Genomic DNA, 13,293 nt, shown 5'->3' with positions numbered 1-13,293 from the left:
TATATTTCCTTATAAATCAATAGGTAAAATGTCACCTTTTGACGACATCAATATGATGGATTGTATCTATTTTACGACACAAGCAAGTTAAGCGGCTAAATTACAAATAAAAACAAGCGATTAACCATACCCTGTCATTCGTTGAAGAAACTCCACCGAGTATACTCTAAGCAAGTCAAGTTGTGACTAAGTGGCAAGTGAAGATATCCCGATGAGCACGCATAAGTATGTGATTCGGGTAGATGAACGTAGCCAATAACACTACGGTTTGAAGAGTGCGAGTATAGAGAATAAAAAGCAAAAAACCCGTCGATTAAGACGGGTTTCTTTAAATTGGTCGGCGAGAGAGGATTCGAACCTCCGACCCACTGGTCCCAAACCAGTTGCGCTACCAAGCTGCGCTACTCGCCGAAATTTTTGTAGTACTTATTAATAGTGAATAGTACTATTACATTTCTTCGTGGTGCGAAAGGGGGGACTTGAACCCCCACGTCCATAGGACACTAACACCTGAAGCTAGCGCGTCTACCAATTCCGCCACCCTCGCAATGTCACAAAAAAATGGGGTGGCTAATGGGACTCGAACCCACGACAACTGGAATCACAATCCAGGGCTCTACCAACTGAGCTATAGCCACCATAACTTCACTTTTTTCAAAGCGTTGCTATATTACTACATACAACGTCATTTTGCCAACCGTAGCGAAGCGCTAAAACTGGTGCGCCCGACAGGATTCGAACCTGAGACCTCTGCCTCCGGAGGGCAGCGCTCTATCCAGCTGAGCTACGGGCGCTTAACGCCGTTGCGGGAGAGGATAGTACGGATTTATCCTCCCGCTGTCTAGTCCTTTTTGAAATAAAAATATCGATTGCTTGCCTTTTATCCATTTCGTTGAGAAAGAGAGCATATTTACCCTCTTTTTCGCTGTGCACCTAATAAAAATCTATCAAAACCCCGCCGTTAAACTTTTCCGTTACGGTTATTGAACAGTCGAATGATGAAATAAAGGAGAGAAACACCCCCTAAGAAGATGGCTCCAACGATTAAAGATAAGCGAGTATCTGGATTAATCGCCATTCCAATCAATACGCAAGCTAAAAAGAGCAAGGTCACATAGTTAACCCATGGAAAAAGAATCGATTTGAAAGGGTGCCCTACAAGTTTTTCTTTGTTTTGTTGACGAAAACGGATTTGGCTAGTCAATAACACCAGCCAAGGCACCATTCCTGGTAACACACTCGCACTATAGACATAAACAAAGACTTTCTCTGGATTCGGTATGATGTAGTTCAAGCTTGATCCGGCGACTAAGCATAGGATAGTAAAACCCACGCAACGTGCCGGTACGCCATTTTTTGTTAATTTCAATAATGAGCGAGGCAATTGCTTATTTTGCGCTAAGGCGTACAGCATACGCCCACCACTATACATACCACTATTGCAACCAGATAACGCCGCAGTTAACACCACAAAATTAATTACCGCCGCTGCGGACACAATTCCCACTTTCGCAAAGGTAAGGACAAACGGGCTACCTTGTGAGCCCACTTCCGTCCACGGAAATAGCGTCACTACAATAAAAATGGCACCTACATAAAAAATTAATATGCGCCACAAAATATTATTGATCGCTTTTTTTAACGTGACTTGCGGGTTTTTCGCTTCACCCGCAGTGATCCCAACCAGCTCAACCCCTTGATAAGAGGCCACAACGATACACAAAGCAAATAAGAAGCCTTTCCAGCCCCCGGCAAAGAAGCCACCATGTTCAGTGAGATTCGCAAGCCCAATCGGCTCAAAGTTATTACCCAGACCAAAAAAAATCAGCCCTAGGCCAATTAAAATCATCACCACAATCGTGGTGACTTTGATCATGGCAAACCAAAACTCAAGCTCGCCATACAGCCGTACAGCGGCTAAGTTAGCTAATGCCACTAATACCACTGCGATAATGGCAAAAATCCATTGAGGCACATCAGGGAACCAATATTCGGCATATACACCAATGGCAGTGATCTCTGAAATACCGACAGCCACCCACATAAACCAGTAGCCCCAAGCAGTCAGGCACCCCCAAAACGGACTTAAATATTTATACCCAAATGAAGCAAAAGAACCCGTTACAGGCTCAAGAAATAGCATTTCCCCCATTGAACGCATAATGAAGAAAACAAAAATCCCGGCGATGATATATGCCAGTAAAACCGAAGGCCCCGCCCATTTCAGCGTACTGGCCGACCCCATAAATAAACCAACGCCAATGGTTCCCCCGAGTGCGATAAGCTCGATATGGCGCGCTTCTAACCCACGTTGAAGCCCCTGCTGTGGATTTCCCATACATACCCCTGTCAAAATTAGATAATGAAAATGCAGTTTTAATTGAAACCCAGTTAGTAATAATCACTGCAATTATTCGAAAAGTATCAATTAGGCGATTAAAAAAATGCCATAGCCGCAAGATTGAGCACAAACTGATGCGAACATACTTATTTTTGAGGGATTATAGAAATATTTGAAGGAAGAGACCAGCTATTCGGAAGCGTGCGAACTGTAAGTAAGCCCGTTAAGCCTACTTACAGTGAGTTAAACTTATTGAAAATAACAATATAAATCAAACCACTACAAAAACTACAGCTTGCCACCGTAATAGTAGCCTAAAAATTTCAGTAATTTAAACTGACGAGTAATACGGGAAGGTTGAGATAATAAGCGATATAACCATTCTAGCCCTAAGTTTTGCCACACTTTCGGGGCGCGTTTAACATGCCCTGTAAACACATCATAAGTCCCACCAACGCCCATATATAACGCATCCGGATACACACTTCGGCAATCCCGCATAAAAATTTCTTGTTTCGGCGAACCCATCGCAACGGTAACAATTTTAGCGCCACTTGCGTGGATGCGTTCGAACAAAGTATTTCGGTCTTCCGCGGTAAAATAGCCGTTTTGCGAACCAACAATGTTCACATTCCACTGCGAGCGTAGTTTGCTTTCAGTTTGTTCTAGAATCTCGGGTTTGCCACCCACTAAGAAAACCGGCGTGCCTTCTTTACCGGCCCTTTCCATTAGCCCTTCCCATAAATCAGCACCAGCGACACGAGAAACTTCAGCTTGTGGGTATTTACGACGGATAGCACGGACAATACTAATTCCGTCAGCATATAAATATTCAGCTTGGCCTAGTAATGTATTTAAAGCCGTATCTTGTTCAGCGATCATCACTTTTTCTGCATTAATCGCAACGAGTGTTCCCGTTTTTGTTTCTCCACCAGCAAATAAATAGTCTAAGAAATGGGCCATATTTTTAAAGCCCCAAATATTATGACCACGAATACTATATTGTGGGATAGATGACTGTGTAACAGATGAAGACTGAGTTGATGACGATTCCATGATACTCCTTTAGCGGCTTTCACGCTGTTGGCTTCTTAAAAAAGAAACTGTTTTTGTGCGAATAAGCCCTGCACTTTCAAATAACCAATACAGTAATTTTGCTAACACCAGACACAGTCCGAATATTAAGCAGAAGAAAACCACCCGTGAGACGAAAGAATCCACGCCTTCACGAGCCAAAACAATAATGTTGAAAATGGCGCCAAAACAAAATGCCTGCATAATGGCTGCCTTATAGCGATTTGGTTCTTTCAGGCTCATGCCATAGATCCAATCAAACCATTTGATGATAAGCCCCACAACTATGGCTCCGAGTGGTATAAAAATCACCCCGCCCATCACCACCAATGAACCAATCAGTGTTGGAGAAATTGCCAGCCCAGAATGGTTGTTCAGCACTTCCCACGTAAAATAATTGGCAGAGTTCAATACCGTATCTGGGCGCTCAGGCCAAACCCAAGAAGGAATGAAAACATAAAAGTCACGGATAATCGGAGCTAGGCCTTGAAAATCCATCTCATCATAATGGCTTAGTAGTAATGCTAAGTTTTCCCACGGGGAAAATGTGTCCCGCGTTAAATACAAGAAAGTGTAATATGCTTCGGCACCGCTGACATCTAACCCATAGCGTTTTAAGGCTAACCAGAACATCCCTACAATACTGGCGACCCCAGCGGCAGCTAGCATCCACAGCGTAATCCAACCTCTGACAATCCCAATAAATAAGAAGAGTGCGAAAGCAATGATGATGTTCGCTCTTGTTCCTCCGACAATAACATAGGTCAAGAAACCAAATGCGACGGTACTAACGAGGAAGAAAACCCAGCGTTTCTGTGTCGGTCGCAAGAAATAAACAATCAACATTGCCGGTATGAAGAAATAGAAAAAGCGTTTTAATGCCACACCAGAAACTTGGCTGGAGAAAATTTGGCTATAAGATTTTAACTTAAACAGCAAAAAACCGTTCTGCATGAAGAAGATACCGACTGTCACGACAGCAATCAGTATCAATAACAGACAGGTTAGATTCGTTTCCACTTTGTTCATGCTAAACAACGCTCGCCGCGGTGCGTCTGGTTGCCTAGAAAGCCGTGTTTTATAAGCAACATAATAAATTGCATAAAAACTGGTAGCCGCGAGTTGGGCATAAAGTAAGTAATCCGCCTTCACAACGGCAACATCAAATTGAAAAACTAAAGCGCAAGTTAATGGAAAACCAAAGTAAAACGTCAATAAATACAGCATTGAAAAGAAAATATTGAAGTTAAACCGAGCACGTAAAAACTCTTTGTATAACAAAGTACCAATAAAAATAATTGATATCAGATAGACCAGTGCTAAGCCGCCCAATTCCGTCAGCGTCATGCTCGCTCCTCCACGGCACTGAGAACGGCTTTCCAGCCCTCAGTAAAGTTGGGAGCAAAAAATTCAATCTGGTGTTTATCTAATAGGCTCATTTGTCGCTGAGCTTCATCCACTAGCGGTATCGTCAGGTTGTCACCATAGAAAAAGACTGGGACATTTTGAGCAGTTAAATCCTGCCAAAATGTATTTTGACGGCTAATGACAAATGGAATGCCAAACTGGATTAGCAAACAAACGGTGCCAACACCTTGCTGGCGATTAAAAATAAAATAGCCAAGGTCACAGGTTTTGAGCAAATTAAGGTACTCGCTAAATTCCATGCGCTCTTTCAGGATTTCCACTTGCCCTGAGGTAAACTCACTACTCGCAGCCTGTTCGACTTGTTGGATATAGCTTTGGTTATTGGCAGGATAGCCCATTGGGACAATAACCTTAACCTCATCACCAAATTGCTGTTTAATCGCACTCAGAGCCTCTACATGACGATTAGAACGATCACCTGAGTTACCCAACAAAATAGTCAACTGAGAGCCTTCACGCGCCTTAGGCTCGCTTATTGTCAATGCAGGGTCCATTCGTGTTGGGAAATACAACACTGTCGCAGGCACTTTAGGGTTCGACTGGTGGAAATAGCACAAATCCCCACGTGTTGCGCACACATGCCCTACTTTTTTCTGTGCTAGACGACGCAAAATATAGAATAACTTAAATTTTAGAGAGCTAGACTCTTCATAAAGGTCAGCTCCCCATATATGCCACCAAAACTGGTGGGATTTAATTTGCCCAAATAATAGCGCTAGCCAAATAGGGGCGTTAAATTGCCCATGAAAGAAAAATCGAGTACGGCGGTCTGCCTTAGCACGCTGTATAACACTATTAGCAATGGCCTGTTTATTCGCAAAAACATCTATTTTTAGCTGAGGATAAGCGTCAGCAAGCTGCGCATCATCGCTTACCACCATAAAATGCGGCTTTGATGACGGAGCCATTTCTTGGCAAATGACGTCATTAAAAAACGTCAGTACCGTCTGATTGTGATGTGGGAGATTCGATCCCAGTACATGTATTAAGGTTGTCATGCTCGCCTACGGTAAATCAAAAATACGCAACAACATAAAGTAAAATAGACAATATAAGTGGCCATATAAGCCTGAGTTGCGCCTACTGCACCATGTTCAGGGATAAGCCAATGCGCAAAGCCCGTTAATAATATAAATTGACTAACTTCAGTGAGGACATAAAAACGCAATGCAGCTTTGGCAATGACCAAATAGCCAAATACATACGCTCCCACTTTCAATACATCACCGACTAGCTGCCATGCAAACAGGTCTCTCATTCCAGTAAATTCTTTTGAGAACAGCAACCAAATCGCAAAATCACGTAGTAACCAAACCGTAAAACTCACTACGGCAACGGCAGGTAAAACGAATTTCAATGCTTTAACAATCTCTGCGGAAATTTCATTTTTATGCTGCAAACGCGATAACGTCGGCAATAAATACACTGAAAATGTCGCGGTAATAAACTGTAAATAGGCATCTGAAATGGTGGTCACACCGGTCCATAACCCCACTTCATCCCAACTATAGGTTTGGGCGAGCAGGTTTCGCATCATGATATAAGCGACTGGCAGTGTGACTGCGGTTAGCATCGCCATGACCGTAAATTTGCCTAAATTAGTCGCAATCGCCTTATCCCATGCCGGTTTCAATGACGATAATGCAAACTGCTTGCGTTTAATTATCATCCCAGCCGCAGGCAGCACTACTAGCGCAGGGACTAATGCTAACCCTGCTAGTGCACCTTCATACCCGCCAACTAGATAGCATAAATAATAGGCAATAACCCCAATTATGCTACCAAAAATAATCGCTAATGCATTACCTGACGCGTCTCGATAACCTTTTAAGATAGCTAAGAAATAGTTAGCGTAACCGATCCCCATTTGGATCAAGGCAACCATTTGAATAACAGAGCTATATTTTGTACTATCAAATAGCGCCTCACTAATAAGCGGGCTACAAAGTAAAAAAATAATCGCTAATAAGGTCGAAAACCCAAGGATAATCGTTGACGATGTCCCAAGAATTGCACGTAGCTTCTGTGGATCTTGATGATGTTCTGCCACATATTTTGTGACACCATTAAAAATCCCTGCGCCTGATAATACCCCTAGCACAGTAATTAATTGGCGGAAGTTGCCCGCCAGCCCCACACCGCTGGGGCCAAATGAGACTGCAAATAACTTAACAATTAACAGGCCTACCCCGATTTTAATCAGGGTAGACCCAGCAGTCCAAACCGATGCTTTAGCGAGAGACATTAGGCAAAGAACGCTTTGATTCGCTCAATGACTGTCTGCTGTTCGTCATCAGTCATGTTGTAGAACATCGGTAAACGCACTAAGCGGTCACTTTCTGATGTCGTGTATTTATCTTCACCATGGAAACGGCCAAACTCAATACCTGCAGGGCTAGTGTGCAATGCAACGTAGTGGAATACCGTCAAAATACCATGAGATTTCATGTAATCGTTGAATTCAGTACGCTCTTCGATATCTTTGAGTTTGATATAGAACATATGAGCATTATGTTTTAAGCCTTCCGGCACAGTTGCTAGGACTAAACGCCCTGCATCAACCAGTGGCTGCAACGCTTCATCATAACGTTTCCATAGCAGTAAACGGCGGTCATTAATTTTGTCCGCTTCTTCTAACTGTGCCCATAAGTAAGCCGCTTGTAGATCTGACAGCAAGTAACTTGAACCAATGTCACGCCATGTGTATTTATCGACTTGACCACGGAAAAATTGGCTACGGTTTGTCCCTTTTTCACGGATCACTTCGGCACGACTAATCAGGTCTTTATCATTGATCAGTGTTGCTCCACCTTCACCGCCTGAAGAGTAGTTTTTAGTTTCGTGGAAGCTATAGCAGCCAATGTGACCGATAGTCCCCAGTGCTTTGCCTTTATACGTCGACATCACACCTTGTGCCGCATCTTCAATCACGAATAAATTGTGTTTTTTTGCGATAGCCATGATGGTGTCCATTTCGCAAGCAACACCTGCATAGTGGACAGGAACAATGGCACGTGTACGCTCAGTGATTGCAGCTTCAATTTTAGTTTCATCGATATTCATGGTATCCGGACGGATATCAACAAACACGATTTTAGCGCCACGTAATACGAATGCGTTAGAGGTTGATACAAAAGTAAAGCTTGGCATGATAATTTCATCACCTGGCTTAGTATCAATCAGGATCGCTGCCATTTCTAATGAGGCCGTACAAGATGGCGTTAACTGCACTTTTGGGCAATTAAACCGTTTTTCCATCCATTCTTCACAACGTTTCGTGAAGCCACCGTCACCACACAGTTTGCCACTTTCCATGGCTTGTCTCATATACTCTAATTCAGTACCTACAACGGGTGGTTTATTAAATGGAATCATGTTGTCCCCTGTATAACCAATAGGCGGTACTGTCAATTGCTGCACCGCTACGTGAATAAAGATTTAATGCCGCAACATTACTGATTTGCGTGGCCACATTTAACTGTCTTTTTTGGTGTTCCACACACCAATTAAATGCTGCTGACATCAACTTACGCCCCACACCTTGCCCTTTCGCTTCTGGCATTTTCGCTAGTAGGCCAACCCGTGCCGTTTCTGCATCAAGGTGCCGCAAACTCACGAAGCCCAATACCGTACCAGACGCATCTTTAACCAGTAAACAAGTGTGGTCAAACGTACCCAGAACTGATTTTTCTATCCACAACGCATAAAACTGCCCGCTATCACCATCACGGTACCAAGGTGCTCTAAAGCGGCTTTTGCTAAAGACAGACTCAGCGGCTTGCCGCAACGTAGGGATATCATCCACTTGTGCAACAATAACGTGGTCTTCTGCTGTTAAACCAGCTTTTAAATAAGCATTTTCTGTGCCAATAGTAAGAGCGAAATCGATTTCACCTTCAACAAATGAAAACCCCATACCGGCTAAATCATCAATCAGCGGCGTTTCAGACGCTGCGACTTTTGCTTGCACGATATCGTACTCATCCATTTGATAAGCAAGGAGAGTTTCGAGGTTATCCCCTGTAAAATTCAACTTTGCTGTTGAGCGATGAAAAAATTCGCTCTCCCATGGCAAGCTCTCAATACTGGCGCGGACGGACACGTAATAAATCCTCTAAATATTGCCCATAACCTGTTTTTTTCAGCTGTTGCGCTGAAAAAGCGACTTGTTCGTCTGTCAACCAGCCGTTACGCCATGCTATTTCTTCTAAACAAGCAACTTTGAAGCCTTGGCGTTTTTCAACGGTTTGTACAAAAGTACCCGCCTCAATGAGGCTATCGTGAGTGCCTGTATCCAACCAAGCAAAGCCACGACCGAGCAATTCAACGTTTAATTCACCACGTTCTAAATACATTTGGTTAATTGAGGTAATTTCTAATTCACCGCGTTCAGAAGGTTTAACTTGTTTTGCAAATTCAACCACTTGTGAATCATAGAAATACAACCCTGTCACCGCCCAATTCGATTTAGGTTTAAGCGGTTTTTCTTCAATAGACAGTGCTTTAAAATTATCGTCAAACTCCACAACACCAAAACGCTCGGGGTCCATCACTTGGTAACCAAAAACGGTTGCGCCTTTTGTGCGTTCAGCGACAGATTTCAATTTTGGGCTAAATGAATGGCCGAAAAAGATATTATCGCCCAATACCAAACAGCACGAATCACCATTAATGAACTCTTCACCAATTATAAACGCTTGCGCAAGGCCGTCTGGTGATGGCTGCTCCGCATAGCTCAGCTCAATCCCAAACTCATGGCCATCCCCTAATAAACGCTTAAACATCGGCAAGTCGTCAGGGGTAGAGATAATTAAAATCTCACGAACTCCCGCTAACATCAAAACTGAAAGCGGGTAGTAAATCATCGGCTTATCGTAGATAGGCAATAACTGTTTAGAAATACCGCGAGTAATAGGGTGCAAACGCGTTCCCGACCCTCCAGCTAATATAATACCTTTCATACTGTCACCTAATTTCCTAGACCTAAACGTTCGCCCGCATAGGAACCATCTTGTACACGACGCCACCACGTTTCATTGTTCAAATACCACTGCACCGTTTTGCGAATACCTGATTCGAAGGTTTCTTGTGGTGTCCACCCCAATTCGCGCTCAATTTTCGCAGCATCAATCGCATAACGCATATCGTGGCCCGGCCGGTCTTTCACATACGTAATTAAGTCACGGTAGTGCGCCACACCTTGAGGCTTCTGCGGACGTAGCTCTTCAAGCAGTTCACAAATCGTTTCTACAACGTCAATATTACGGCGCTCATTATGGCCACCGATATTATAGGTGGTGCCAGGTTGCGCGGTTGTAGCAACTAAATGTAGTGCTCGTGCATGGTCTTCAACAAACAACCAGTCACGAATTTGCTCACCTTTACCATAAACAGGCAGAGGCTTACCCGCTAAGGCGTTCAAAATAATTAATGGGATCAATTTCTCTGGAAAATGATACGGCCCGTAGTTATTTGAACAATTAGTGATCATAGTTGGCAGGCCATAAGTTCTTTGCCAAGCACGAACTAAATGATCACTCGATGCTTTCGATGCTGAATATGGGCTACTTGGTGCATAAGGCGTTGTTTCTGTGAAGAAACCATCAGGTCCTTCTAAGTCACCATATACTTCATCTGTTGAGATATGATGAAAACGGAAAGCTGCTTTTTTCTCATCATTCAATGCAGACCAGTAATGGCGTGCCGCCTCTAACAGTGTGTAAGTGCCCACAATGTTCGTTTCGATAAATGCCGCTGGGCCATCGATAGAGCGGTCAACATGGCTTTCTGCTGCTAAATGCATCACGGCATCGGGTTGATATTTTTCAAAAACTGCATCTAATGCAGCTCTATCACAAATATTCACCTGCTCAAAAGCATAGCGCGGGTTACTCGCAACCGTTGCGAGGGACTCTAAGTTACCGGCATAGGTTAAGCAATCCAGAACCACTGCGCTGTCGTCAGTATTTTCAATAATATGACGAACAACAGCAGAGCCGATAAACCCGGCGCCTCCAGTGATTAAAATGCGTTTCAACGCCATACTCCTTTTGTATCCACAACCCATTTTTGTGGGATTGCAGAACCTTGGATACCTTTGAACATATTGTGGTCAACTAACATTAAGATCACATCAGCTTCATTAACGGCTTTTTCAATCGAAACTAACTCAGAAATACCTTTTAAAGAGGTCGGTAATTCGTGAATGTGTGGCTCAACTGCATACGTTTTACCTGGGTTCCAGTTCGCCACCATTTTGGTGATATGCATCGCTGGGCTTTCACGTAAATCATCAATATTGGGTTTAAATGACAGGCCAAAACAGGCGATTGTCACTTCACTGGCTTTTTTATCCGTTTCCACTAAGCAATCGGCTACAGCCGCTTTCACTTGATCAACGACCCAAATTGGCTTGCCATCATTGACTAAACGCGCGGTATGAATAAGGCGTGATTGTTTTGGATTTTGTGCGACGATAAACCATGGGTCAACCGCGATGCAGTGCCCACCAACACCCGGACCTGGTTGCAAAATATTAACGCGAGGATGGCGGTTCGCGAGGCTGATTAATTCCCACACATTGATGTCTTGTTCAGCACAAATTAATGATAATTCATTCGCAAAAGCAATATTCACATCACGGAAGCTATTTTCCGTTAACTTACACATTTCCGCAGTTCTTGAGTTAGTAATTACACACTCACCTTCAAGGAAAATATTGTATAACTCACTTGCGCGCAGAGAGGATTTTGGCGTCATACCACCAACAACACGGTCATTTTTAATTAATTCGACCATCACTTGGCCCGGTAACACACGCTCAGGGCAGTATGCCACATCGATATCTGCATCTTCCCCAGCTTGATGAGGGAAGGTTAAATCAGGACGAGCTGCGGCCATCCACTCGGCCATTTGCTCTGTTGTACCTACTGGCGATGTCGACTCAAGAATGACTAGATCGCCTTTCTTCAATACAGGAGCAATAGACTCTGCGGCTGAACGCACATAGGCGAGATCAGGCTCATGCTCGCCTTTAAATGGCGTAGGCACAGCAATCAGATAAGCATCTGCAGGTTGCGGCTTAGTAAAGGCTTTCAGGTGGCCTTCTTCAACTGCCTTTTTGACTACGATATCCAGTTCTGGCTCCACAATGTGGATTTTTCCCTGGTTAATCGTATCAACGGCATGTTGGTTCACATCGACACCAACCACTTGTTTTTTACGTGATGCGAAGGCGGCTGCTGTTGGTAAACCGATATAACCAAGGCCAATAACAGAAATAGTTTCAAAACTCATAATTTCACCTGATTACTTTTCAATGCTGCAAGAATACGCTGACAAGCATGACCATCCCCATAAGGGTTATGTGCGCGGCTCATTTCGTGATATTCCGCGTCATCTGTCAGTAACCGATTAACTTCTTTCACAATTTTCTGTGTATCTGTTCCCACAAGACGAACAGTACCTGCATCAACAGCTTCAGGTCGTTCTGTGGTATCTCTCATCACCAAAACAGGTTTACCGAGAGAAGGCGCTTCCTCTTGAATACCACCTGAGTCTGTTAGAATCAAATAAGCATGGTTCATCAAATAAACAAACGGTAGGTAGTCTTGAGGGCTAATTAAAATAATATTATCAATATCATGCAATATACGCTTAACAGGCTCACTCACATTTGGATTTAAGTGGACTGGGTAGACAACTTGCACATCTGGATGCGCTTGCGCAATTTCTGCCAAAGCGTGGCAAATACGTTCAAAGCCACCACCGAAACTTTCACGACGGTGGCCTGTGACTAAAATCATTTTTTTATTTGGGTCGATAAACGGATAATTTGCGGCCAGTTTTTCCATCATATACTGGTCACTCATGACTTTATCACGTACCCACAATAACGCATCAATCACACTATTACCGGTGACAAAGATATGGCTGTCAGGGATTGATTCTTTTAACAAATTTTGGCGTGAATTTTCGGTTGGGGCAAAATGGTACATCGCTAAATGCCCAGCAATTTTACGATTTGCTTCCTCAGGCCATGGAGAATACAGGTCTCCGGTACGTAACCCTGCTTCAACGTGCCCTACGGGTATACGATGGTAAAATGCCGCAAGGCTAGTTGCCATCGTTGTTGCTGTATCACCATGAACGAGAACAACATCCGGTTGAAAATCAGCAAAAACGCTTTTCAACCCTTCTAGAATACGACAAGTGATATCCGTTAAATCTTGCCCTGGTTTCATAATATTGAGATCGTAATCTGGAGTGATCTCAAACAGTTTCAGTACTTGATCTAGCATTTCACGATGCTGCGCTGTAACACAAACTTTGGCTTCAAAGTCTGCATCCCCAGCCAATGCATGAACCAACGGTGCCATTTTTATGGCTTCAGGTCGTGTGCCGAATACAGTCAATACTTTCACAGTGACTCTCTTATATTTATCTTTCGC

At 43.5% G+C, this 13,293-nt stretch carries 11 protein-coding genes and 4 tRNA genes; all 15 read right to left on the bottom strand.

Annotated features, from left to right (window positions below):
* Nucleotides 1–334: 334 nt before the first annotated feature.
* Nucleotides 335–411 (bottom strand) — tRNA-Pro (locus PSF28_RS10060).
* A 50-nt stretch (nt 412–461) separates the two neighbouring features.
* A tRNA-Leu gene (locus PSF28_RS10055) sits at nt 462–547 on the bottom strand.
* 15 nt (nt 548–562) lie between these two features.
* Nucleotides 563–638 (bottom strand) — tRNA-His (locus PSF28_RS10050).
* A gap of 79 nt (nt 639–717) precedes the next feature.
* Nucleotides 718–794: transfer RNA gene (locus PSF28_RS10045), tRNA-Arg, on the bottom strand.
* Nucleotides 795–961: 167 nt separating this feature from the next.
* Nucleotides 962–2,338 carry a bifunctional threonine/serine APC transporter ThrP gene (gene thrP, locus PSF28_RS10040; RefSeq protein WP_210836689.1) on the bottom strand — a complete coding sequence of 459 codons (1,377 nt, stop codon included), beginning with the start codon at nt 2,336–2,338 and terminating at the stop codon, nt 962–964.
* Between the two features lie 291 nt (nt 2,339–2,629).
* A complete protein-coding gene (gene wecG / locus PSF28_RS10035; RefSeq protein WP_272685009.1) occupies nt 2,630–3,397 on the bottom strand; it encodes a lipopolysaccharide N-acetylmannosaminouronosyltransferase in 768 nt (255 codons plus the stop codon).
* Nucleotides 3,398–3,406: 9 nt separating this feature from the next.
* On the bottom strand, nt 3,407–4,762 hold the full coding sequence (wzyE, locus tag PSF28_RS10030) for an ECA oligosaccharide polymerase (protein ID WP_210836693.1): 1,356 nt from the start codon (nt 4,760–4,762) through the stop codon (nt 3,407–3,409).
* Complete coding sequence (locus PSF28_RS10025) at nt 4,759–5,841, bottom strand: TDP-N-acetylfucosamine:lipid II N-acetylfucosaminyltransferase (RefSeq protein ID WP_210836695.1); 1,083 nt, start codon at nt 5,839–5,841, stop codon at nt 4,759–4,761. The genes wzyE and PSF28_RS10025 overlap by 4 nt, the downstream gene beginning before the upstream one ends.
* Nucleotides 5,838–7,088 (bottom strand): lipid III flippase WzxE, encoded by a 1,251-nt coding sequence (wzxE, locus tag PSF28_RS10020; RefSeq protein ID WP_210836696.1) that lies wholly within the window; start codon nt 7,086–7,088, stop codon nt 5,838–5,840. The genes PSF28_RS10025 and wzxE overlap by 4 nt, the downstream gene beginning before the upstream one ends.
* Nucleotides 7,088–8,218, bottom strand: coding sequence for a dTDP-4-amino-4,6-dideoxygalactose transaminase (gene rffA, locus PSF28_RS10015; RefSeq protein ID WP_004907307.1), 1,131 nt, complete (start codon nt 8,216–8,218; stop codon nt 7,088–7,090). Before rffA ends, wzxE begins: the two co-directional genes overlap by 1 nt.
* Nucleotides 8,205–8,945 carry a dTDP-4-amino-4,6-dideoxy-D-galactose acyltransferase gene (gene rffC, locus PSF28_RS10010; protein ID WP_272685008.1) on the bottom strand — a complete coding sequence of 247 codons (741 nt, stop codon included), beginning with the start codon at nt 8,943–8,945 and terminating at the stop codon, nt 8,205–8,207. Before rffC ends, rffA begins: the two co-directional genes overlap by 14 nt.
* Nucleotides 8,923–9,804 carry a glucose-1-phosphate thymidylyltransferase RfbA gene (gene rfbA, locus PSF28_RS10005; RefSeq protein WP_210836698.1) on the bottom strand — a complete coding sequence of 294 codons (882 nt, stop codon included), beginning with the start codon at nt 9,802–9,804 and terminating at the stop codon, nt 8,923–8,925. Before rfbA ends, rffC begins: the two co-directional genes overlap by 23 nt.
* Before the next feature lie 8 nt (nt 9,805–9,812).
* Nucleotides 9,813–10,886, bottom strand: a complete 1,074-nt coding sequence (rffG, locus tag PSF28_RS10000) for a dTDP-glucose 4,6-dehydratase (RefSeq protein ID WP_210836699.1) — start codon at nt 10,884–10,886, stop codon at nt 9,813–9,815.
* Nucleotides 10,877–12,139 carry a UDP-N-acetyl-D-mannosamine dehydrogenase gene (wecC, locus tag PSF28_RS09995; RefSeq protein WP_272685007.1) on the bottom strand — a complete coding sequence of 421 codons (1,263 nt, stop codon included), beginning with the start codon at nt 12,137–12,139 and terminating at the stop codon, nt 10,877–10,879. The genes rffG and wecC overlap by 10 nt, the downstream gene beginning before the upstream one ends.
* On the bottom strand, nt 12,136–13,266 hold the full coding sequence (wecB, locus tag PSF28_RS09990; protein ID WP_004907290.1) for a non-hydrolyzing UDP-N-acetylglucosamine 2-epimerase: 1,131 nt from the start codon (nt 13,264–13,266) through the stop codon (nt 12,136–12,138). Before wecB ends, wecC begins: the two co-directional genes overlap by 4 nt.
* Nucleotides 13,267–13,293: the final 27 nt, after the last annotated feature.

Source organism: Providencia sp. PROV130, from assembly GCF_028482225.1.
In the GTDB taxonomy this organism is placed as follows: domain Bacteria; phylum Pseudomonadota; class Gammaproteobacteria; order Enterobacterales; family Enterobacteriaceae; genus Providencia; species Providencia rettgeri.
Note: the sequence above shows the minus strand (reverse complement) of the source record. Positions and strands in the feature narration are given on the sequence as shown.

Coding starts and splice junctions, on each gene's coding strand:
- thrP (WP_210836689.1), bottom strand. CDS start 2,338: ATGGGAAATCCACAGCAGGGGCTTCAACGTGGGTTAGAAGCGCGCCAT.
- wecG (WP_272685009.1), bottom strand. CDS start 3,397: ATGGAATCGTCATCAACTCAGTCTTCATCTGTTACACAGTCATCTATC.
- wzyE (WP_210836693.1), bottom strand. CDS start 4,762: ATGACGCTGACGGAATTGGGCGGCTTAGCACTGGTCTATCTGATATCA.
- PSF28_RS10025 (WP_210836695.1), bottom strand. CDS start 5,841: ATGACAACCTTAATACATGTACTGGGATCGAATCTCCCACATCACAAT.
- wzxE (WP_210836696.1), bottom strand. CDS start 7,088: ATGTCTCTCGCTAAAGCATCGGTTTGGACTGCTGGGTCTACCCTGATT.
- rffA (WP_004907307.1), bottom strand. CDS start 8,218: ATGATTCCATTTAATAAACCACCCGTTGTAGGTACTGAATTAGAGTAT.
- rfbA (WP_210836698.1), bottom strand. CDS start 9,804: ATGAAAGGTATTATATTAGCTGGAGGGTCGGGAACGCGTTTGCACCCT.
- rffG (WP_210836699.1), bottom strand. CDS start 10,886: ATGGCGTTGAAACGCATTTTAATCACTGGAGGCGCCGGGTTTATCGGC.
- wecC (WP_272685007.1), bottom strand. CDS start 12,139: ATGAGTTTTGAAACTATTTCTGTTATTGGCCTTGGTTATATCGGTTTA.